A 21,877-nucleotide genomic window follows, 5' to 3' on the forward strand; every position below is an offset into this window, starting at 1 on the left:
CCTGTTGGTCCTTTCGCCCGCCCCCCAGCCCTCCCCATCTTCCACTTTAACTCTGCCGCACGTCTGGYAGAACACGCTGCACGAAGCGTTTCAACATGTTCTGGTAGTGTTCTGGATCAATATTCCAGGGCCGCAGATGCTCGGCACCCTCAACCCGGTGATACTCGACGAGATCGGGGCGCGCCTGGGCCAGACGCTCCGCGTGGGTGACCGGCACCGTCCGGTCAGCGCTGCCGTGGAACAACAGCATAGGGGTCGAAAACAGGTGCATCACGCTGTGGTGGTCCACCGCGTCGAAGTCCTGGCCGCTCTTCAGGACGGTCAACCACTCCACGAACCCCGCCAGTGGGCGCAGGTAGTAGCGCCGGGCAAAATGACGAATCAGCGAGCGCCATTCCAGCGGAGGCGAATCCAGAATCACTCCACTGATCGACGTGGCCAGGGCGCTGTAGCGCAGGAAGGCAAGGGTAATGCCGGCGCCCATGCTGAAGCCCATCAGGACAATCCGCCGCGCGCCCTGCGCCTGGGCGTAGCGGACGGCCGCCTCAAGGTCTTCCCATTCCTCGGCGCTCAACCGGTAGACCCCCTGAGGGGTCCGGGGCGCGCCGTGTGCGTTGCGGTAGGTGATGGTCAGGCTGGTCAGGCCCAGTTGCGCGAAGGTCGGCAGAATCCGCAGGGCGTCCTGCCGCAGGCCCTTGTAACTGTGGGTCAGGATGACCCAGTCGGTCTGCGGGGCGCCGGGAGCCGGTCCTCCCCGGACCAGCCAGGCAGGCATCTCGCCGTGAGGCGCCGGCACGCCTACCTCCTGATAGGGCAGGCCGCGGGAAGACGGCGCCCCCAGGCCCAGGGTACTGGGACGCACAACCTGACCGACATGCAGGGGGCCCTCCTGCCACTGCACCGCCCGCGTGACGGTGCGGCGCGTCTGGGACAGCACGGGTCCCAGTTGGGCCATGCGGGCACCTTCCTGAGCCGTGTCCCACTCCAGCATCAGCACCCCCGGCCGCCGGGTGGTCCGGTTGCGGGTSAGYACCSCCGTGACCCTCTCCTGCRCCTGTGCGGAGGCGGCAGGAACGAGACGCTGCARTCCGGTGATCCGGGTCCGGTGAACAGGTCGGCGTACCGGCAGGGCCCACACCAGGGCGTCGGCAAAGTGCCACGTCAGCCCCAGGAGCGTGGGAACCAGCCACCCCAGAAGGGNCCGGTGAACAGGTCGGCGTACCGGCAGGGCCCACACCAGGGCGTCGGCAAAGTGCCACGTCAGCCCCAGGAGCGTGGGAACCAGCCACCCCAGAAGGGACAGGTACGCCGTCAACTCAACACTCATCCGGGCCTCTGCGCTGGGTCGGGCGGTGACTCAGGCCTGCGGCACGAAGGCGACGTGGCCTTCGTACAGGCGGTGGTCGTAGCGGCGTCCGGGCCGCTCGAACAGCGTGCCCTGCATGACGCCGTGGGCCGTGTTGAACTGAATTTTGCACTGGCCGTCGTTGAGCCCACAGGCCTGCTGGAGCGCCTGAAGATCGAGCAGGAAGGCGCCCTCGGGGGCGTGACGGGGTTCAGCCGAGATGGTGAGACGTTTGGTCGGTGAAACCTGGTAGCGGCCCTGAAGGATAAGCATCCGCTCAGTTTACCCCGGAACTCAATTTCCAAATGGGGCCTAGCCGCTGTATATGGGCTGTTCAGCCCAGAGCGGCACTCAACGGCCTCACTTGGCTCCCCGCCAGACCGCTGGCGGCAGGGAGCTGCTTCCGTAGTCGCCAGGGAGGGCAGGCCCGGACCTCACCAAAAGAGGACTACTTTCAACCTTCTGCACCCCGGCCCTCCCAGGCCAGGTCGTTACTCCTCGAGGCGCAGAGCCGTTCTGGTGGGGTCGGCCTGGATCTGCGCGGGCGTGAAGGGCAACGTGACCCACTGTTTCCGGGAAAACAGCGCCGTCTGGTCCGCATAGTGCACCGAGCCCGGGTCGCTGGACTGCGAATAGGTCAGGATGGCCTGAGCCACCGGCCCCGTTTCATCGAAGGTGACGGTTTGGATGTAACTCGAACTGTTGCCGGTCACGCCTTCGTAGCCCGCTGGCGAAAGGGCCGGGGGCTCGATCTTGTTCAGCACTCCCTCGTAGTCCGGGGCGCCGTGCAGCGGAAACCGCACACCATTGCGGGTGATGCCCTGCACCGCTCCCAGGGGGGTACTTGGAGCGATCTTATTGGTGTTGAGGGCCTGCACCGCCTCGCCCAGCGCCTGGAGAAGCTGCGCCCGGACGGCGGGATCGGTGACGTTCAGGCCGCGCGGAGTCTCGACGGGATCGGCCGGCGTGAAGGCCACTGCGTAGACCCCGCGGATCTGGCGTGCCCGGTTCCAGAACTCCCGCCAGAGCACCGCCCCCGTACTGTCCAGGTCGCTGCGCCGGTCCCAGGTCCGCAGGGCCGCGCAGGCCGCCTGAAGGTCCACCACTGCGCCCGCCGTCAACGTCACGGACGCCTGATCCTGGCAGAGCTTCAGGGCGTCGTCCGCCATCAGGAGGCCGCTGAGGTTGCGGTCGGCGAACAGGGTTTCCTGAACCGACTTCAGGTCGAAGGGCGTGCCCGGCTGTCCGTCCCGCCCCCCCAGGCGCGCTCCGATCTCCCGCAGGCCCATCCGGGTCCGCATCCCCAATGGGGTATTGGTGGCACCGACGATGGGATCAAGGCCCTCCTGCCGCGCCGCCGGATTGGTCATCCAAGCGCTGTCGTTGCTGTTCTGAACATAATCCTGCCGGATGAGCAGGGGCTGTTTCGAGGGCGCGCGCAGGCCAGGCACGCGCGAGGCCGGGTCGACAGCCCAGTCACAGGCCCTGCGTGAGCCGTCGAGCACGGCCAGACCCGCCGCCGCGAACAGGGGCACAAAGAGAGCAGGGGTGCAGGCACTCTGCTGCGCCGCCGAAACGTTCGGGGAGGTCGAGATGTCGGCGTACAGGGCCTTTCCGGCGCGGTCGGCGGCAATGGTGTTGACCCAGGGAATGCCCTGGAGATTCAGGGCCTCGCGGATATCTTCGGCCGTGTGGGCCTCTCCGAACCCCAGCCAGGTGTCCAACATCCGGGTGTTGAGGCGGTTGGCGTCCCGCAGCACGAACGCGTTCTGGGCCGTCCAGTTCAGGCCCGCCTGCGGCAGGTTGACCAGGGGACCGTCGGGCGTGAAATACAGGGTCCGGCTCTCAACTCTCAGGGGCTTGCCGGCGCCCTGAAAGACTCGGACCGAGATGGTCCGGGGCGTCATGGTCTGGGGCTGAGCGTCCTTGACATACTGCGTCGGCTGACCGGGGACCAGCGACAGGGCGCTCAGGGTAAAGCGCTTGTCCGTGGAGACGGTGTGGGTCCAGGCGACATCCTTGTTGAACCCGATATTGATCAGGGGCATGCCGCCCAGGCTGGCTCCCATCACGTCCACGCGGCCCGGAACCGTGAGATGCATCTCGTAGAAGCGGTTGGTGGTCGTCCAGGGAAAATGCGGATTGCCCAGCAGCAGCCCGCGGCCATTGCTGCTGGCCTGGGCCCCAAAGGCCCAGCCGTTACTGCCGATGGGCAGATCGTTGATGCGGTGCTGGCGGTTGAAGGCCGCGAGATCAGCGGGGGGCACCAGACCTGTGGGCGCCGATGGCGGCTGTGTACGGGCAATAGCGGTGACGAATGAGCCGGCGCTGGCCTGGATGGCCTTTTCCTCCAGCAGGCGCATCATGTCGGCTTCGGTGATGTTCCTGACCCAGGGCGCGTTCCGGCAGGCCTCTGGCCGGGCAGAGGCAGGGGTGTCCCGCAGGAAACGGTTGACCCCGGCGGCGTATCCCTGCATGAGAGCGCGGGCGTCGGGTGATCCCTGGGTGTAGGCGCGCTGAAGGGCCGGAACGTCGATCATGGCCTTGAAGAACACGTCGCTGTCGAGATTGCCCACACGTTGGAACCCCACGGTGGTCGTCCCTTCGGCCCCCAGGTAGAGGGAGCGCTCGCCGCGCACCGTGATGACCTGATCGGCCAGCAGGCAGAGGTTGTCCTGGGCGTAGCTGTAACCGACGCCGTAGCCCAGACTGGCGAAATTCTGGGCCAGAATGTGCGGGATTCCGTAGGCCGTCCGCTGAATATCTACCTGATAACGGGGCAGAGAAGCGCCCTGGGCCAGCCCCTGCCCCGCGAGAAGAGCGAGAGACAGGGCAGCCAGAGAAACACGCAGGGAAGATCTGGAAGTGGGCATGAAGACGTCTCCTTCTCGTCGCCGCAGCGACAAGGGCGATTAAAGGTGGAGGTGCAGATTGTGAGCAGCTTCAGTATCGTGGGGCCGAGTTGGCGAAATGGAAACCGAGTTACAGAGTGCGTGAGTTCCGTCCCTTCGGACACGGCGCACCAGACCGCCGGAGCCGCCTCCCAAGGACGTTGAAATCCCGCCCCAGCGGCAGATGGTGGTGACGGCCGACAGCCTCACTCCGCTGCGCCGCGAAGCAGAACCCGGCGACACATCTCCCCTACCTCTTCGCAGGCCCTAAGCTGGGCCTAGCATGAACCGCACGGACCGACTGTCGACCATCATGCTGGAATGACAGGGACGCGACCGGGGACGCGCCGAGGACCTCGCCCGGCAGGTGCAGGTCTCCAAGCGGACCATCTACCGCGACGTTCTGGCTCTGAACGAGGCAGACGTGCCCATCATCAGCATGCCCGGTCAGGGCTACACCTTGATGCCCGGTGACTTCCTGCTCGCTCTGCAGTTCAGTGCGGAGGAAGCCGTCATGCTGCTGGGCAGTGACTTCACCGCGCAACCCTTCGGAGTGGAACCAGAGGCAGCCGCGCGGCAGGTGTCACGCAAGATCGCCGCCGTGTTGGACCCGGCCCGGCGGGAGGAAGTCTCGTTCCTGCTGGAAAACGTCCGCCTGCTGCGGCAGAAGCCCGGACCTTTCGGACGGATATTCACGCTCCAGGATCCAGACGGATATCAGCTCACCCTCTATCCGGGGTGAGCCAGCTTTAGCCTCTTGGACGACGGCGACCTCTTCGCCATCGTTACGTCTTGCGGCGCGCGTCTGTGCCTCAATCTGGATCATCCCACGGTCCCTGGGTGCAGGAGGTCCGGCCTCTGGCTCGATCCCAGATCCGGCTCAGAGGGTTGACGAACCGGCCGATCAGATGCATAACCCCACCTCATCAGAGGCAGGTTCTTCTTGCACGACACCTTTTCCGGACTCGTGCGTATAGATTGACATCGCCTGCATAGCAGGCTATATTTGAGAAATCAAGGCGGCCTCCGGGTCGCCTTCTTCTTTATGTCCGTATTTCTGGACCTGCAGGTGAACTTTGGCCCTCTGAATGGTGACGCAGCTACGACGGAGTGCGTCGTTTCGAGAGGGCGCCCGGGCGTCGGGTGGGCTTGCGCCCGGTTGGCAGGGCCTCTCTACGGGTAGAGTTCTTCTTTCCTGTTCTGCCGGGCGGTGAGCGTCAGAAAACGCCACACCAGCGCCGAGGCTGCAAAGATCAGCCCCGCAGTCAGGCCGAACCACAGCCCCCGCGCCCCCACGCCCAGACCGAAGGCCAGCAGACTCCCCAGACCCAGGCCCACCAACCAGTACGCCACCAGGGAGATGTACAGCGGAACGCGCGTGTCCTGCAGTCCGCGCAGCGCGCCGTTGGCGGTCACCTGCAACCCGTCCACCGTCTGAAACAGCGCGGCGATGCTCAGGAACAGGGTGGCTGTGGCCAGGAGCTGCACATTCCGTGGGTCCTGCACGTCTACGAAGACACCCAGGATGGTCCGCGGTGCCAGCAGTTCCAGGGCCGCGAACACCAACATGACGGTAGTTGACAGCGCCAGACCCAGAAGGCCGGCCCGCCGGGCACCGGCCCAGTTGCGCGCGCCGGCTGCCTGACCCACCCGGACCCCGGTGGCCGAAGCGATGCCGAGCGGAATCATGAAAATGGCGGTGATCGCCTGAAGGGTGATGTTGTGAGCAGCCAGAACGTCCGCGCCGAAACGGGCCATCAGCAGGGTGGTTACGGTGAACATACCGCCCTCGGCTCCGAGAGTCAGACCGATCGGCCAGCCCAACCTGAACAGGGCGCGGACCTCATGGCCGATCTGTTGGAGGTCGGCCTTGCCCGCCCGGCGCAGGGCCAGCGGCCACAGAGCCAGGGCCATGACCCACGCTGCCGAGGCGCTGGCGGTCGCGGCTCCGAGCAGCCCCAGACGCGGAAGGGGCCCCCAGCCGAAGGCCAGCGAGGGACTGAGCAGCGCCGCCCACAGCAGCCCCCCAAAGGCGATCCCCGTCACGACCTGGGGCCGTCCGGTCCCCTCGAACACGCCGCGCAGCGCGATGAACACTAGGGTCGGGAGCATGCCCAGCGAATACACCCGCAGGAACTGGGCCGACAGATCAGCGCGGATGTCGGTGGGCGCCAGCTGAGGCAGCAGACTGGCGACTCCCCACATGAGCGGCAGGACGACGGCAGCCAGAAGCAGGGCCAGGCGTAGGCCCCCGTGCAGGGCGCGGGCCACGCCCGCCGGATGCCCTGCGCCGTGGGCCTGAGCCACTCTGGGCGCGACCGAGAGCATGACCCCGGTCAACATCATGAACACCAAGTAGTACACCGCGTTGGCGTACGCGGCAGCGGCCAATTCGGCGGCGCCCAGCCGACCGATCACGGCAGTGGCGATCAGGGCCAGGGCATTCGAGGCGAACTGCGAGAGTACGACTGGCCCAGCCAGTTTGAGCAGAGACCGCAGTTCGGCCTGGGTTGTCGAGGAAAACGCCACGTCGGGGAGTGTAGCTAGGTTTGGGGCAGATGTAGGGTCGGTTCGGCAGCTCTGCCCACAAGACCCGACCGGGCACGAGTCCCCTGCCCAATCTCAACATCAAGCTACTGATTCTCTAAAGTACCGACGCCGGCCGCGTCACCAGCGGCCGGAACACGGAATCGACCTGCCTTGCAGGTTGGGACTGGGACACCACAGGTGTTCCTGCTCCGAGTCGAGACCAGCAGATCGTCACCGCAAGAGCCTCAACGCTGGGGAACGGTCTCACCACCCAGTCTTATCCAAGCGAGTGGGCAGGCTGTACACGCCGTATCCAGGCCTGACCGGAACATGGCTGCCTGTCTCGTCTGCCAGAGAAATGAAAAAAGCCCCGGACCTAAATCCGGGACTTCTGGTGGTGGAGACGGAGGGAGTCGAACCCTCGTCCAATGCCATTTCGGGCGGGCTTCTACGAGCGTAGTCCTTGATTTAGATGTCGGTCATCGGGCGCGCAAGGACACGCTCCGTTTTGACCCAGCCTCTAAGTTTCACTGTTCAGTTCGAGACACACTGATCAGCTAGCCATCTTTTGTGTCAGCTCGCGTAGCGCCAATGGCCGGGCTTTACGGTTGCTGGGCTGGGATTAAGCAGCCATTGCGAACGAGTCGCTGTTGTTGCCAGTTAAAGGCTTTGGTCGAATGATTTACGAGGCCAACGACCATCCTCGGCTCGCTACTTCACCGTCAACGAACACCGTCGAAACCGGGGCGTCCCCATCAGGTCCCAGAAGTATACCACTGCCGGAGGCTGTCCGGCTCGACTGGCTTACAGTTGCCGTTGACTACCCTGGATGGTTCACTGCTCCAGGCTAGTCCGTCCGCCCTTTCTCGGCCTAGTCAAGCCTCCTGGCAGCACCCCGGATTCGGGTCCGGAAACGCTGGCCGTGTATGAGATCGCGCCGACCTCCTCTCCCGCCTCCGGGTCAGGCCGGTTGCCTAGAGTGCCGGTAGAACAGAACCGCGTCACAGGAATCCCGGCTGCTGAAGGCAAGGCTGGGAGGGCGGCGCGGGAACTGCCACCGGATACAGCGCGGGAGACGGCGGCCGGCGCCAGAGCTCTTCTGCCAGGATCAGATGGTCTTCCCAGGACAGGACGGCCACATTCAGGGAATGTCGGGCGATCCGGGCCACCAGGAGCTCCTGCTGGGTCAACCAGCTCGTCAGATCACTTCTGCTTACCTGCAGTCCCAACAGGACGTCGTTTCCCTGCATGGCTCACCCTAGATTTCCGGACTGTTCGGCATGGTGAGAGTCTTTTCATTCCAGATTTTCCCAGCGCCGCCGTACCGCTTCCCACTCGGCGCGTCGCCGCGCTTCGGTGGCCGCGAGTTCTTCTCGACGGGCCACAATCTCCTGGACACGGCGCCGCTGCTGCTCGAGCCAGGCCTCAATCTCACGCGCGCTGCGGTCCGGATGACAGGATTCGGTGCGCTTGTCCATGCTTCAGCGTAAGCAGTCGCTTCCACGCCTGTCCACAGACGACCGGGGAGCCCCCGTGTGGAGACGGCCTCTCGGCGCTGGTACGCTCTGGCGGCCGGACTCCAGCACTCGGCCCGCCAATACCGCAACCAGATATCCTCGAGTTCTTGCTGCTACACCCCTGGGCCATGGGAGTTCCTGCTCGGGCGGATCGGGACGTCGTCTAGAGATGAAATACGCCGCGCTGCTGGGGATGAACGAGGTCCAGGTATTCGGGGTGTTTGCGGATATAGCCGGCGATGAACGGGCACATCGGGACCACGAGTTTGCCCTGGGTGCGGATATCTTCCAGCGCCGTCCGGGCCAGCTGCCCACCCAGTCCCTCTCCCTCGTGGCCCGGTTCGATCTCGGTATGCGGGAGCATGACGGCAAGGTCCCCGATCGCCCTGAACTCGGCGAATCCCAGCAGTCGTCCATCCTGGCGCAGCTCATACCGGTGCTGCTCATCGTTGCGGGTCACTTCGGCCATACAAGTCTCCTCAGTCCGTATTGATCTTCTGCCCACCAGCGGCCTGGAAACCGATCTGACGGTGGGCCCCAGTGCAGTAGGGTTTGTTGTCGCTGGCACCGCAGCGGTACAGGGCAAGGCGAGTGTCTTTCACGGTGCCGCTGGGCACCGAGCCCTCGGGGGCATAGACCGTCAGGTCGCCGCGCAGAAACAGCGGGCCGTTTTCCCGCGCCTCTACCGTCGCAGCTCCGGGCTGTTCGGGACTTCCCTCGCGCAGGACGTAGTGCAGTGCCCCCGTGGGGCAGCGGCGGACCACTTCGGCGACCTGCTCGGCAAGGGCCTGATCTGCCCGAATCCAGGGCTTCTCCGCAGGGTTGAAGACCTGTGGGAGCCCGCGGACACAGGCGGCGTAATGAATACACCGGGCCTTGTCGTAATACACGCTGATGTCCGGAGCCGTATAGGCGCGGCCCCACTGCTCCGGCGCAGCACTCGTCTGTTCAGTCATCGGATCTCCCTCTGCTCTCAACGTATCCCATCGGGCACGGATCTTCCCAGACGCGCCACCCGAACTCGTCCATTGCTGGCCCGGATGTTTCTCGGTGCACGCCAGAACCGGCCGCCTTCGTCAGGTCACCTCTCCTCATTCCCACAGCCCGAGGCGGTTCCCCAGAAGCGTGCTTTTCGGGAGATGTCCCCTGCGCTGCCTAACGTTTCCCCCTCGACCCGTTCGCCATGCGGGCGTGGACTCCTCTGCCCTGCCCGGCTCAGCGCGCCGGGTACTCGCGGCCCTTCCAGCGCACGGTGCGGCGCAGGGCCAGCACGTAGGCCGGTAGGGCCAGCAGGGGGGTGATCGGCCCGAGCAGTCCCTCGGCGAGGTCGGGAACCCGGCGGCGCCCGGAGACGAGGTTCACGAGCGCGCGCTCCGCGACGCCTGCCAGCCGCAGCGCCCGGACTCCCGGCGACGCCGGCAACAGCCACGGCGCCGTATAGACGAGCAGATGCCACACCCCCAGCCCGAGAAGCAGGGCGCGTGAGTCGAGGTGCACGCCGAGGGCATTTTTGCCGAAGCCGCGCAGCGACTCACGGTAGCCCCGGTACATCGTGACCTCCACGCATGCCTGCCCCAGCGCGGGGACAACCCGCCCCCCTCCGGCCTTGAGCCGCCGGGCCAGCTGGGTGTCCTCCAGAATGTCGGCGCGCACGGCCGCGTGTCCCCCGGCGCGCCAGTACGCCGCCCGCCGAAAAGCCATGAGCTGCCCATTGGCGACGGTGGCGAGCGGCCAGTGCGTGCGCAGCAGCAGGTACGGCAGCCACCCCAGGACCACGGCGTCCACCAGCGGCGTCAGCCCCCGCGCACCTGGGGTCAGGCCCGTGTGGCGCGGCAGGACGGTCAGGAGGTCGGCGCGGCTGGTCTCCAGCGCGTGCAGCACTGCACCCAGCGCGCCGGGGCGCCAGAACACGTCGGCGTCGGTAAAAACCAGGAGGTCGCCGCCTGCGGCGCAGGCCATTTGCTCGCAGGCCCAGGATTTTCCCACCCAGCCGGGCGGCAGGGGCGCGCCCCGGATGACCCGCGCGCCCAGCGCGGCCGCGAGACCCGCCGTACCGTCGGCCGAGTGGTCGTCAAGGACCAGCACTTCACCCGCTCCCTGCGCGAGCACGCCCGGTAAGGTCAGCGGCAGTGTGTGGGCCTCGTCGCGCGCCGGAATCAGGATGGAGACGCGCGCGGCCCCCGGCGGCGTGGGCCGGGGCCGCAACCGGGGGAAAACCACGGCGTTGAGGAGCAGGGTGGCCGCCTTACCCACGAAAAAAGCCCCCGCGCCGAGGACATACAGGCGCTCCAACCCGCTCGCCTTCATACCCGCAGGATGAGGCCGCCCACGCTCAGGCCCGCCCCGGTGCCCACGAGGAGCAGAATCTGGGGGGCCGGCGCGACCTCGGCCGGACGGGACAGCGCGCGGTGCAGGGTCAGAGGCAGGCTGGCCGCCACCACGTTGCCCAGGGTCGCCAGCGTGGTTTCCGTCTGCTCTGGGGGCCAGCCCGAGCGGCGCATGAGTTCCAGGCCCGCCGCGCTCGCCTGATGCGGCACCACCCGGTCAATGCCCGGCAGGCCGGTGCTTAGGCCGGGGCGCAGCCGCTCCAGAAAGCCCGGCACGACCTGCGCGGCCAGGCGCAGCACGCGCCGCCCCTGCATGTCGAAGGTGAAGTCCAGTGGCCCCGCATCCGGGTGCCCCGGCGGCAACAGGCTCCCGCCGCCCCGGATGCGGGTGTGGTCGGCGCCCTCGGGGTAGGTCTCAAAGCGCATGGCCTGTACCCCCTCCCCACCTTCCGCGCGGCCCACGAGCACGGCGGCGGCCCCGTCCCCGATGAGCAGAGCACTCTCCGGCTGGGCAAAGTTCAGGCCCAGGCTGCCCGCCTCGCTGCTCACGATGAGGATGTGCTGGGCCTGCCCTGCATGCAGCAGCAGCGCCGCGTGATGCAGCGCGAGCAGAAAGCTCAGGCAGGTGCCGTGCAGGCTGTAGGCCGCGGCCCCCCGCAGCCCGAGTTCGCGCGCCAGCAGCGCCGCGCCGTCGGGAATGGGCTGGAGCTGGCTGCCGCTGGCGTTGAGCAGCACGTCCACCTGGCCTACCTCCAAGCTCGCCGCGTCCAGCGCGCACCGGGCCGCCTCGGCCCCCAGCGAGAGGGCGGTCTCGCCCTCCGAGAGCCAGCGCCGCTCGCGCACGCCGCTGCGGGCCTCGGCCAGCTGGGGGTCCAGGCCGCAGCGCGCGGCGACCTCGGCGGTCGGGACCACCCGGCGCGGCAACGCCTCGGCAGTGGCGAGAATGCGCAGGCCCAGGGATTCGGCACTGTGGCCAGCGCTATATCCGGCGCTCGCTTGGTCGGTCATGCGTCTCCTCCGCCTCCATCCTGCCACGTCCGCACGACCCGGCGACGCTTGGTTCCGGGCACGGCGGGAGGCAGCGGCCCGCATACGACCTCCGGCTCGGTGGCCCCGCTGCGGGCCAGAGCGCGGCTCACCTCGGCGGCAGCGGCGGCACGCACCTCCGCCCCGTCGGGGTCCAAGCCCAGGGCCAGGGTGCGCGGGCCGGTCTGCTCGGCGCGGTACTCGCGCAGACCGGGCACGCGGTCCAGCGCCCCCCGCAGAAAATCGGGCCAGACGGTGACCTGCCCGCCCGCGCGGGTTGGTAGTTGCAGCGCGTCGTCCTGCCGACCGGCGATGTGGGCGACGCGCCGCGCCGCCAGCCCGCAGGGGCAGGGGGTGTCCAGCACGAGCACGTCGTCGAGCCGGTGACGGATCAGGGGCTGGACCCGGCGGCGCAGGTCGGTGACGACCGGGCGCAGGTGGCCGCCCCCCAGGTCCTCGAAGTCGAAGTGGACGTGGGCCTCGTTGAGGTGCAGCGACCCGTGCGCGCAGGGCAGCCCCAGCAGGCCCTCGGTCGCCTGATACACCTCGGCGACCGGCCCGAAGCCGGCAGCCAGGGCGCGGCGGTCGTCCGGGTCGAGCACCTCGGCCACGCTGACCACGCGCTCGGGGTGGGCGCGGGCACCAGTCTCCAGCAGCGCGCGCAGCACGCTGGGCGGTCCCACGAGCAGGGTCGGGTCCAGTTTGGTCAGCTCACGCGCCAATTCGGAGACCGGACGCAGCAGGTCCAGAAAATGGAAGCTCAGGTGCCGGCCCTGTACGCTGCGGTACAGCCCGCCCTCGGCGCGCAGCACGAAGGCCACCCGCGCGGGACGCAGCAACCCCAGCGGCCAGCCCGGCAGCAGCCGGCGCAGCATGACCCCAGCCCAGGCGAGGCGTTCGGCGCGCCCCACCACGAAGACCCCGCGCGTGCCGCTGGTACCGGTCGAGAGCCCCACCGTGAAGCGCCCGGCGGGGGTCACGAGTTCAGGCGAGAAATCGCGGCTCTCCTCGGCCTGCCGCGCCACGCGGCGCACCTCCTCCAGACGCAGGCCTGCTGTGTTCAGCACGTCGAAGTGGGCGGTCATCTCGGCCTTGCCGACTGGCGGCAGATCGCGCCACGCGCGCAGGGGCAGACTCGCCTGCAGAAAACGGCTCGCCGTGTAGGGGCTGTGGGCGGCCACCCAGCGCAGATGTTCGTGGGCCAGCCGCGCCGCGTAGCGTTCCAGGGCGGCGCGCTCGCGGAAGAGCAGACGGCCCTCCCGCAGCGCATGCGCCAGCACCACCAGGCGGTCGAGGTCAGGCATGTGGAGTCTCCCCTGGAGACTCAGGCACGTCGTGGCTCACGATCACGCGGGCGTGAGGATGCGCCGCAAGCCATGCGCGGACTTTCGCCCGGCTCTCCCGCTCGCCGCGCACGTCCCAGAAGGCGGCGCGGGCCAGTGGGTGCGGCTCGCCCCCCTCCCGGAGCGCCCCGACGTGGTAGGCCACGTCGCCGGCCAGCAGGGTCCAGCCCTGTCCTTCCGGCCCGGCAGCCCCGGTGCGCACCAGCAGTGCCACCATGCCGGGGGCATGGCCCGGCACCGGCAGGGCGTAGACCAGCCCGTCTCCGAACACGTCGGCCGCGCGGTTGAAGGGAGCCAGTTCAGGCGGCGCGGGGGCAAAGACCAGCGGCGAGAGCCGGTCGCCGAAGTCCGGCGGCAGCACCTCGGGCAGGAAGGCGCGGCGCACCGCCCGCAGGCCGCGCAGGGCCCGCAGCGGCGCGTATGCCTGCGGATCGAGCACGAAGCGCGCCCGGGGCAGCTCGCGCAGCGCCCCCACATGGTCAGCATGCAGGTGAGAGACGATCACCTCGCGGATATCGCTGGGCATCAGGCCCAGGCGAGCGAGCTGGGCGGGCAGGGTCTGCGTGGCCGGCAGGCGCACGGGCGTCACCAGGCCGTACAGCACGCCGGGCCAACGCCGCATAGCCGCCGGGACCGCGGCGCCGTAGCCGGTGTCGAACAACACCGGCCCGCGCCGGGGATGAAACAGCAGCGCGAACCCCGCCGGGTAGGCCCGTAGCCGCCAGGGCGCGCCGCGCTCGGTCAGCGCAGCAACGTTCAGACAGAACCCGGCCACCAGGGGCACGACGTCCACCCGGTCCGGCCCTGGGGTCGGCCGGATCACGGCAGCCGCCTCAGCACATCGTCCAGGCCCGCGCCCGGCTGCACGGGGGGCACGTAACCCAGCCGCGTGCGGGCGCGGGTCAGGTCCAGCGACATGGGGCGGGTCAGCAGCCGCACGCCGCTGGCCGTCAGGGGCGGCTCGGGACGCTGTGGGTGCAACCGGGCCAGGGTTTCGAGGACGGCAGCCGCGCCCTCCAGCAGCGCCGGGGGCACGTAGCGCCGGGGCCGGGGCACTCCCAGGCGGTCGGCGAGGCGGTCCAGGGTCGCCCACAGCGGCACCGCCTCGCCGTCGGTGACGTTGAACAGCCCCGGCACCGGGTGAGCCAGGGCCAGCGCGGCGGCGTGGGCGGCGTTGTCCACATGGGTGAGCTCGGTCCAGACCTCGCCCCGCGTGAGGCGCGGCAGGCGACCGGTGCGCAGCGCGCGTGCGAGGCGCGGCACGAGCGCCGTGTCACCCGGCCCGTACAGCCCGCGTGGCCGCAGCACCACCGCTGCCGGGTGGGCCAGGCGCACCGCCTCCTCGGCCATGAACTTGCTGCGGGCGTACAGACTGTCGAAGCGGGGGCCGACCGGCAGGCTTTCGGGCACCTGTACATGATGGCCGGTGGCGTTGTACACACTCGGGGTGCTGACATGCACCAGGACCAGTCCCCGGCGCGCGCAGGCCTGGGCCAGCCGGGCACTGACGGTGACGTTGTCCGCCACGAAATCCTCCCAGCGGCCCCACAGGGTGGAGCGGGCGGCAGAGTGGATCACGACGTCCGCGCCGTCCAGCAGGCCCTCCCATTGTTCCGGGCGGCGCAACTCGGCGGAGACGAAGTTCACGCCCGAGGCCCGCAGCCGCTCGCCCGCTGCCGGATCGCGTCCGGTGCCGGTCACCGTATGGCCGTCCTGCGTAAGCCGGCGCGCAACCACGCCCCCCAGAAATCCGGTCGCGCCCGTCACCAGAACCCGCATGGGCGGCAGCATAGAGCATCCATCCCTAACCGACCGCGCGGGAACGGAGCGCGGCGCCCGTCTAAGCGGTCCGGAGCAGCAGGCCCGCGACCACTTGGAGGTCGCGCGTAAGAGTGCCGGTCGCCCCGAAATGGCGGTAGGCGCGCGGCACCTGCGCGGCAGGCCAGTCCTCTCCCTGCTGGGCCAGGGCCGCCTGGAGGTGGGGCAGTTCCAGCTCGGCGAACAGGCGCCCCAGGGCGGCAGAGTACCCGGCCGGGGTCCGCGGCTCGGGAGCCGCCTGCGCCGACACGGGTACCTGCCCCCGCGCGAAGCGGTAGAGCCGCAGCGCGCCCTGCACCGCCCCGATCTGCTCGGCGGTCAGTTCCTTCTGCCCCTGGCGCACCGCCTGGGCGATCCGGCGCCGGTGCACGGCAGGCACGAGCTCGGCCAGCCCCAGTCCCCAGCCCGCCTTGATCTCGGCCCACTGCGTCTGGAGGGGCGACAGACTGGGGTGCAGCGGGGCCTCGACCGCCTCCTGCGCGCGCTCCACCGACTGCGGGGCGGCGGCTTTCGGGGGGGTCGCCTGCTTCTTCGGCATCGCGGGAGGGCTCACTTTGGCCGCCTTCGGGGCCTTGACGGCCTGGGCTTTTCCGGAGTGCGCCTTCGCAGACTGGGCCGACGCTTCAGGGTCCTGGGCCGCGCCGCGTTTCTCCAGCTTCGCCTTCTTGGTGGTCGGGGCCTTCAGCGTCTGCCCCTTGGCAGCCTTGACCGCCTTCTTGGCGCGGGGACGGCTGGCAGGCGCGGCCAGCACGCGGCTCAGGAGTGCGGGCAGCTCGGCCGCCTCTCCTCCCTCGTACTCCGTCCAGTCGGCGCCGGCCAGGGCCAGCCACTCGGCCTGCCGCGCCGGGTCGAGCACCTCCCGCGCTCGGGTGAAGTGCCCGCTCTGCCCCAGGTGCAGTGCCAGCAGGGTCAGGAACTGCCGGGGCGTGCGGTAGGCCGACAGTGGCTGCGGATTCACGAGGGCCTGAAGCAGCAGGCACAGGGCGGCATAGTCGTCGGCACGGATACGCCCGTCCTGAAAGGTCGCCTGGAGGCGCAGCCACAGGTCCGTGGGGGCCGCGGCGCGCAGCCCGGCGTACCAGGTCTGGGCCTCACGCCACTGCGGGTCCTGGCGCACGTCGAGCATCTCCAGACCACTGCCGGGGTCCATGATCCGCTCGGCACGCGCGGGGGCCGGGGCCATGCGTTCGGGCGCGGCGGGCAGCTCGGCCGGACCGAAGTCCTGCAGCCGGGCCTGCACTGCCGGGTCGCGGCCCAGCTCTTGAAGGCGCGTGAGGTCTTCGAGGCGAAAGGGCTTACGGTCGCGGATCGTCTCGGTCAGGAAGGCGCGCGTGCGGGCCGGCAGGTCCAGCCCCGGAGCGATCTCAGCCCAGTGCCGGACGATCTGGGCCACGCGGTTGCGCCCCAGATACGCGTCCCAGTCGGCGGCGTTCAGGCGGCCGCCCTCCAGCCGGGTGCGGCGGGTCAGGGGCGTGGGTGGGGGCGGGGGCACGGTCAGAGCCGGCTCCCCGAACTCGGGAGGAGCCTCACGTTCCTGAGTCAGGGCCGCGAGCTGCCGCAGCGCGGGACGGGTCAGCGGACGCTCTTTGTCCCACAGGTCGCTCAGCAGCGCGTGCAGTTCGGGCGGCAGACCGCCGCTCGTCGCCATGGCCGTCAAGACCCAGTCGAAACCCTGACTCCGCATATAGCCACGCCAGTTCTCGGCTTCGGCCAGCCGCCGCGCCTGTTCTCGCGCCTCCTCGCGCACCTGATGTGCCCCGACCTGATCGGTCAGACGACTGCCGATCCGGCGGCCTTCCTCCTGACCCAGGACACCGGTAAAGAGGCATGAACTGCCCAGGGGCCCGACGGTCTCGCCGCTCAGGGCGGTGACCCGGAACTCGTACCGCAGGCCGTGGCCCGAGCCGGGCGGGCAGGCCACGCAGGCGAGGCCCGGCTGCGGTGCGCCGTGGTCGGTCACGGACAGGCCGGTGTAGAGGTCGAAGAAAACCGGTTCCAGCTGACCGGGCACCTGGACGAAGGGGTGGGCCGCGCCCTGAGCGACAAGACGGTCCTGGACCTCATCGAGAATACGGCGGGCGGCCGGCACATGGGCGAGAAGATACATAGTGCGCTCACCAGTGTACGGTCTTTTCGGCCGGTCAGGTGGGTATGCCTTGCAATCGCGAGGCCGCCGCACTCCCCATGTGTTTCCGAACGGCCTCACGGCGAAGGAAGCGCCTCTATGTTCTCCGATCCATTAATGTGGCCCCGCCTGTGACAACGCCGCAATTGTTCCTTTCTCATTCTGGGGAGCGGGCCAATTGCGCCCCCTTCGTCCCTTCTCTGTGCGGACCCGTCTGGCCGCACGGTGCGTGGAGGCCCGGACCCCGGCCACTGCCACCCCAATTTCATGTTCCCGAGGATTTCCGATGCGCAATATGATCATGCTCACCCTTGCCGTAACCACTTCTTTCGCCGCCGCACAGACCGTGCGTGTGGGCATGGCCTACGACTCCGGCGGCAAGGCCGACAAGAGCTTCAACCAGAGCGCCTATGAGGGCGCCGGCCGCGCCGCCAAGCAGCTCGGCATCCAGACCAGGGACTTCGAGCCCAGCAGCGCGGTGTCCAACATCCAGGGGATGCGCGCCTTCGCCAAGGACCGCACCAATCTGACCATCGGCGTGGGCTTTGCCAACAACGAGAGCGTCACGTCGGTCGCCAAAGAAAACCCGAATCTCTACTTCGGATTGATCGATGACGTGTCGCCTGCCAAGAACGTCGCCAGCCTGGTGTTCAACGAGGAACAGGGCAGCTACCTCGTGGGCTACCTCGCCGCCCTGAACAGCTCGACCGGCGTGGTCGGCTTCGTGGGCGGCATGGACATTCCCCTCATCCACAAGTTCGAGGCGGGCTACACCGCCGGGGTCAAGGCCGCCAACCCCAAGGCGCGGGTGTTCGCGCAGTATGTCGGCACCACGCCCGCCGCCTGGAACAACCCGGCGAAGGCCAAGGAAATCGCGGCCGGCATGCGTGGCCGCGGCGCCGACATCATCTTCGCGGCTGCCGGTGGCTCGGGTAACGGCGTCGTGGACTACATCCGCCAGACCCAGTGCCTCAAGGCCGCGCAGCTGCCCTCGGGCCTCAAATTCACGAGTGACAACTTCAAGAATGTCGTCAAGAGCACCGGGTACAAGACCGCCTGCGCCGGCGACACACGCCCAATGTTCTTCATCGGTGTGGACAGCAACCAGAACTACCTCGGCGACTTCGATAAGAATCCCGGCACCCTGAACCACGGCCTGACGAGCATGCTCAAGCGTGTGGACAACGCCGTCTACGCCCTGATCCGGGACGTGAAGGCGGGCAAGTTCAAGGGTGGCGAGCGCCGTTTCGGCCTCAAGGACGGCGGCGTGGGCTACGCGGTCGACGAATACAACCGCTCGCTCATCAGCAGCGAGCAGGTCCTGAAGGTCGAGGCCGCCAAGACGCAGATCATGAGCGGCGCGATCAAGGTCCCCACCAAGTAATACCGGCCGCCTCACCGGCAAGACTGGGCTGTGTAGCAAGGAAAGACAGGCACAGGCTCTCCACTCTCCTCCGCCTGTCTCTCCAGTCCCTGGGCGGCTACCTTCCCTGTCTCTCCGGTCCATGTCTAGTCTATGTCAGGGCAAGGCGCCACTCCGTTCTTCCTGTGCCGGCAAGGCGGGCAACGCCGCCGAGAGCTGCACCTGGGGGAACTGTTCTTCGAGGAAGTCCAGGGCGGCCCGGAACGCCTCGTCAGGCACGCCCGCCCAGGCGGGAACGTCTACTGTACCGATCAGGGTAGTCGTCCGCTCGAGATAGTCCTGAACCACTTCTCGTGTTCCTGGGCGCATCTTAAATCCGGTCGTCGATTCCAGCTCGAGGGCGGCCAGGGAAAGCTCAGCCGCCCACCTGTACTGCCGGACCTCCATGGCCAGTTGGGCGATGTCTTTCAGGAGCACTCCGCGCGGTCCTGCACTGCCAATCTGCACGAACAGCCGCACCGACCGGTGGAACTGGTCGGCGGCTTCCGGCAGCCGACCACTCTCCTGTAGTGACTTGCCCATGTTGAAGTAGCTCACAGCACACCCCTGCAGGTCGCCCAGCCCCTCCTTGAGTCGCAAACTCTCGGCCTCCAGAGCCCTGACCTCTTCCGGGTCCTCGGAGACATTGGCGATGTTGCCCAGCGCATAAGCCACGCCCTGTACGTCGCCGACCTCCCGTTTCAGCTCGAGGCTGCGTTCAAAAGACACCTTGGCGGCCGGGTAGTTGTCTTCGTACGCCTGAAGAATGCCCAGGTCGTTGTAGGTCGTCGCCAGGCCCTGCAGATCCGGGATCTCCTGCCACAGCGCCATGGCCTGACCAAACGCTTCGCGCGCTTGGGGGTACTCTCCGAGATCACGCGAGAGAATGCCCTGCATGAGCAGGACAGAAGCCTGGCCTTCACGGTCCGCAAGCGCGCGGTAGACCTCTAGCGCGGCGACGTAGCGGCCGACCGCCTGCGACTTGTACCCGCGGTCGCGGTCGAGGCCTCCGGCGCAGCGCAGCGCGAGGGCGTAGGCGGACGACGCCCTGAGCACAGGATCTTCCTCTGCCTGCTCGAGAAACAGATCGAGCCAGGCCAGCCCCTCCTTGAACAGGCCCCGTACGTACCAGAACCAGTGCAGCGCCCCGGCCAGCCGCAGTCCGCGCCCGGTCGCCCCAGTCCGCAGGGCATAGCCCAGGGCGCTGCGCAGGTCGGGATAGATCAGGGCCAGCGTACCGAGCACCTGGGCCTGCTCCCGGCCCTTGAGCCGGGGAGCCGCCCCTTCGGCCAGAGCCAGGAAGTGGTCGAGATGCCACTCCAGACGCTGCTGCAGGGCGTCACCCAGTTCTTCCAGCGCGTAGGCACGCAGACTTTCGTGCCAGAAGTACCGGCCGTCGTACCCTTCGTTCAGCAGTGAGCGCTGCTCAAGAATCTGCACGTCATCTACCTGTGCCCCAGCCGCCTGCGCATCACCCAACGTAAAGGGAGCACGGAAGACAGCCAGAGCCGTATAGACCTCCCGCAGCGGCCCCGGCAGTGCCTGCCATGACTGCGCGAACACGGCCCGCAGCGACCGGTGCCGCCCGGGCACGTCGTGGAGGGAGGTCTGCAGCGCGTCCCAGCTTTCCCCCAGACGCCGAAGAATCTCATCAAGCGGGTACTCGGCGACGAGAGCTGCCGCCATCTCGATGGCGAGAGGACTGCCTTCGCAGTGCTCGACGATCCGAGCCATGGTCTGCTCCTGGCCACGACCATCGAACGTCAGGTCCGCCCGGCGGGCCCGATCGACGAACAGCCGGGCGGTGCTGTCCGTCGCCTCACCCTCCGAGCGGTGGTCCAGCTCCCCGAGCCGACCCAGCTTCAGGACGCGCTCGGCCTGAAAGGCAAGGCGCTGGCGTGAGGTGACGAGCACACGTACCTGCGGACAGGCCTCCAGGAGAGCAGGCAACAGATCGGCCATCCCGAGCAGGTGTTCGAAGTTGTCCAGCACTAGGAGCAGCGACCGGGAGCCCAGGGCCCGGAATAGCCGCTCACGGGCCGTACCTTCCCCCTCGACCGGGACGCCCAGGGCCTGAAGCATCACTCCCAACACGTGCCCTTCACTTTCGAGTGGGGCCAGCGAGAAGAAATAGACGCCTAGGCGCTGCTCTGCAAGGTAGCGCCGTGCGATGTGGGCCGCCAGCCGGGTCTTGCCCATCCCGCCTGGCCCTACGATGCTGAGCCAGCGGTCAGTCAGTTCCGGCGAAGTGAGCTGCTCCAGAGACATCCGGCTCTCATAGGCGCGGCCGAAAAAACGGGTCGGAAAGCTGGGTAACCCCCAGGCGACAGGAGCTAAACGGGGTGCAGGCGGCGTCCGGTGGGTACGGCCCAGAAGATCGGTTAGAGCAGGCGGCAACGGCGCACCCAGTTCACGGTCGAGGTACGACCGGTGCTGCTCAATCACCTTGCGGGCCTGGGCCATGTCTTCGTGTGCCAGATAGGTCGTTGCCAGCTCGGCCACGAGCCCGGAATCGTCGGGCGTCAGCTGCACCCCCTGATGAAGTAGGGCGACGAGCTCCTGGTCCTGACCACTCTGCTGATACTGCCGGGTCAACTGCCACAGGGCGTGCAGATAGTCGGCGTGCAACTGGGCCCGCTGCTCCTCCACCCACGAATCGAGCGCTTCAATATCTGGTGTGGGAACGCCGTGCAGGAGTGGTCCCTTATAGAGGGCAATCGCCGCCGCCCACTCCCGTGCGGCATGGTGACGCCGAAACTCGGAGACGTCGGAGTCGCCAGTCCACCGGATGAGAGCCTTTGTAGCATCTACGCCCTGACCCAGCGGCGTCTGCTTGAGCCGGAACAACCGCTGACGAAGCGAGTTCGACGACGCGGCAGAATCCACCTCCGGCCAGAGCAGTTCAGCCAGGGCTTCACGGGACATGGGTTGGCCCAGAACAGCGAGGATCGCCACAACCCAGGTATTAAGGTTGGGCGCGAGCGAAGTCTGTGCGGGTGCTTCGTTGTCCTGACCCCATAGCCCACCCAGCAACCAGATTTTCACGCTTCTATCATCTCATATTACTGGTCTACATCTCCTGATTGTGTTCCCAGACAGGGCCAAAGGAGAGCTCATGCTGCTAGTGAACCCAGACCCGGAAATCAGGCAACAAAAAAGCGCCCTCTGAGAGAGGGCGCAAATGTTCCGTGTTGGGGAGAAAAAAGAAAAACCCCCGCACTGACCGACTTTTCCGGGCTGCTGCCAGCCGAGTATCATTGGCGCTGCTGTGTTTCACGACCCAGTTCGGCATGGAGTGGGGTGGGTCCACAGCGCTGGGCTGCTGCCAGCCGAGTATCATTGGCGCTGCTGTGTTTCACGACCCAGTTCGGCATGGAGTGGGGTGGGTCCACAGCGCTGTGGGCACGGGGGTGTCTAGATTTTGGGTACTGCCACACACATGATGGACCTGCGAGGTTCAGAAAGAAGAGGAGAGATCAAGACCTCGTCTGATGAGCACCAGTCAGCTGAGCACATTGCTGTGCTTGCACCTCTGGCCTCTTGACCCGGTGGTC

Annotated in this window: 16 protein-coding genes, 1 rRNA gene, 1 other RNA gene and 1 pseudogene; 2 read left to right on the plus strand and 17 right to left on the minus strand. The window is 67.8% G+C overall.

Annotated features, from left to right (window positions below; genetic code table 11):
• Positions 1-46: 46 nt before the first annotated feature.
• The 3 genes from ASF71_RS25090 to ASF71_RS10445 all read right to left on the minus strand — a co-directional run bounded on the left by ASF71_RS25090 (position 47) and on the right by ASF71_RS10445 (position 4,218).
• Positions 47-991: an alpha/beta hydrolase gene (locus ASF71_RS25090; protein ID WP_369814990.1), complete on the minus strand. Its 945-nt coding sequence runs from the start codon at positions 989-991 to the stop codon at positions 47-49.
• A gap of 366 nt (positions 992-1,357) precedes the next feature.
• Entirely contained in the window at positions 1,358-1,618 is a 261-nt protein-coding gene (locus tag ASF71_RS10440) for a hypothetical protein (protein WP_056299281.1), read from the minus strand.
• 218 nt (positions 1,619-1,836) lie between these two features.
• Positions 1,837-4,218, minus strand: coding sequence for an acylase (locus ASF71_RS10445; RefSeq protein WP_056299284.1), 2,382 nt, complete (start codon positions 4,216-4,218; stop codon positions 1,837-1,839).
• A 376-nt stretch (positions 4,219-4,594) separates the two neighbouring features.
• On the opposite strand from ASF71_RS10445, the pseudogene ASF71_RS10450 reads away from it, so the two are divergent.
• Positions 4,595-4,978, plus strand: a pseudogene (locus ASF71_RS10450) (helix-turn-helix transcriptional regulator); the annotation flags it as partial.
• A gap of 431 nt (positions 4,979-5,409) precedes the next feature.
• On the opposite strand, the gene ASF71_RS10455 reads toward ASF71_RS10450, so the two are convergent.
• From ASF71_RS10455 to ASF71_RS10505, 12 genes are all read right to left on the minus strand, one after another.
• Complete coding sequence (locus tag ASF71_RS10455) at positions 5,410-6,765, minus strand: MATE family efflux transporter (protein ID WP_056299292.1); 1,356 nt, start codon at positions 6,763-6,765, stop codon at positions 5,410-5,412.
• A gap of 395 nt (positions 6,766-7,160) precedes the next feature.
• Positions 7,161-7,519: a transfer-messenger RNA gene (gene ssrA / locus ASF71_RS22625) on the minus strand.
• A gap of 247 nt (positions 7,520-7,766) precedes the next feature.
• Positions 7,767-8,015 carry a hypothetical protein gene (locus ASF71_RS10460; protein WP_056299295.1) on the minus strand — a complete coding sequence of 83 codons (249 nt, stop codon included), beginning with the start codon at positions 8,013-8,015 and terminating at the stop codon, positions 7,767-7,769.
• A 45-nt stretch (positions 8,016-8,060) separates the two neighbouring features.
• Positions 8,061-8,243, minus strand: coding sequence for a hypothetical protein (locus tag ASF71_RS23690; RefSeq protein WP_156372729.1), 183 nt, complete (start codon positions 8,241-8,243; stop codon positions 8,061-8,063).
• 202 nt (positions 8,244-8,445) lie between these two features.
• Positions 8,446-8,751 (minus strand): GNAT family N-acetyltransferase, encoded by a 306-nt coding sequence (locus tag ASF71_RS10470; protein WP_056299301.1) that lies wholly within the window; start codon positions 8,749-8,751, stop codon positions 8,446-8,448.
• Positions 8,752-8,761: 10 nt separating this feature from the next.
• Complete coding sequence (locus tag ASF71_RS10475) at positions 8,762-9,238, minus strand: (4Fe-4S)-binding protein (RefSeq protein WP_056299304.1); 477 nt, start codon at positions 9,236-9,238, stop codon at positions 8,762-8,764.
• Between the two features lie 259 nt (positions 9,239-9,497).
• Positions 9,498-10,589, minus strand: coding sequence for a glycosyltransferase family 2 protein (locus ASF71_RS10480; RefSeq protein ID WP_056299306.1), 1,092 nt, complete (start codon positions 10,587-10,589; stop codon positions 9,498-9,500).
• A complete protein-coding gene (locus ASF71_RS10485; RefSeq protein ID WP_056299310.1) occupies positions 10,586-11,617 on the minus strand; it encodes a 3-oxoacyl-ACP synthase III family protein in 1,032 nt (343 codons plus the stop codon). Before ASF71_RS10485 ends, ASF71_RS10480 begins: the two co-directional genes overlap by 4 nt.
• Entirely contained in the window at positions 11,614-12,939 is a 1,326-nt protein-coding gene (locus ASF71_RS10490) for a F390 synthetase-related protein (protein WP_056299313.1), read from the minus strand. Before ASF71_RS10490 ends, ASF71_RS10485 begins: the two co-directional genes overlap by 4 nt.
• Positions 12,932-13,801 (minus strand): MBL fold metallo-hydrolase, encoded by an 870-nt coding sequence (locus ASF71_RS10495; protein WP_235514320.1) that lies wholly within the window; start codon positions 13,799-13,801, stop codon positions 12,932-12,934. The genes ASF71_RS10490 and ASF71_RS10495 overlap by 8 nt, the downstream gene beginning before the upstream one ends.
• A complete protein-coding gene (locus ASF71_RS10500) occupies positions 13,798-14,757 on the minus strand; it encodes an NAD(P)-dependent oxidoreductase (RefSeq protein WP_056299330.1) in 960 nt (319 codons plus the stop codon). The genes ASF71_RS10495 and ASF71_RS10500 overlap by 4 nt, the downstream gene beginning before the upstream one ends.
• Positions 14,758-14,818: 61 nt before the next feature.
• Positions 14,819-16,903 carry a hypothetical protein gene (locus tag ASF71_RS10505; protein ID WP_056299320.1) on the minus strand — a complete coding sequence of 695 codons (2,085 nt, stop codon included), beginning with the start codon at positions 16,901-16,903 and terminating at the stop codon, positions 14,819-14,821.
• A gap of 319 nt (positions 16,904-17,222) precedes the next feature.
• On the opposite strand from ASF71_RS10505, the gene ASF71_RS10510 reads away from it, so the two are divergent.
• Positions 17,223-18,305, plus strand: a complete 1,083-nt coding sequence (locus ASF71_RS10510; RefSeq protein ID WP_369814989.1) for a BMP family protein — start codon at positions 17,223-17,225, stop codon at positions 18,303-18,305.
• Between the two features lie 135 nt (positions 18,306-18,440).
• Here the strand turns inward: ASF71_RS10510 and ASF71_RS10515 are convergent, their stop codons facing one another.
• A complete protein-coding gene (locus ASF71_RS10515) occupies positions 18,441-21,368 on the minus strand; it encodes a tetratricopeptide repeat protein (protein WP_056299327.1) in 2,928 nt (975 codons plus the stop codon).
• A 166-nt stretch (positions 21,369-21,534) separates the two neighbouring features.
• Positions 21,535-21,650: ribosomal RNA gene (gene rrf, locus ASF71_RS10520) — 5S ribosomal RNA — on the minus strand.
• Positions 21,651-21,877: the final 227 nt, after the last annotated feature.

The sequence above is a fragment of the Deinococcus sp. Leaf326 genome (genome assembly GCF_001424185.1).
Classification (GTDB): domain Bacteria; phylum Deinococcota; class Deinococci; order Deinococcales; family Deinococcaceae; genus Deinococcus.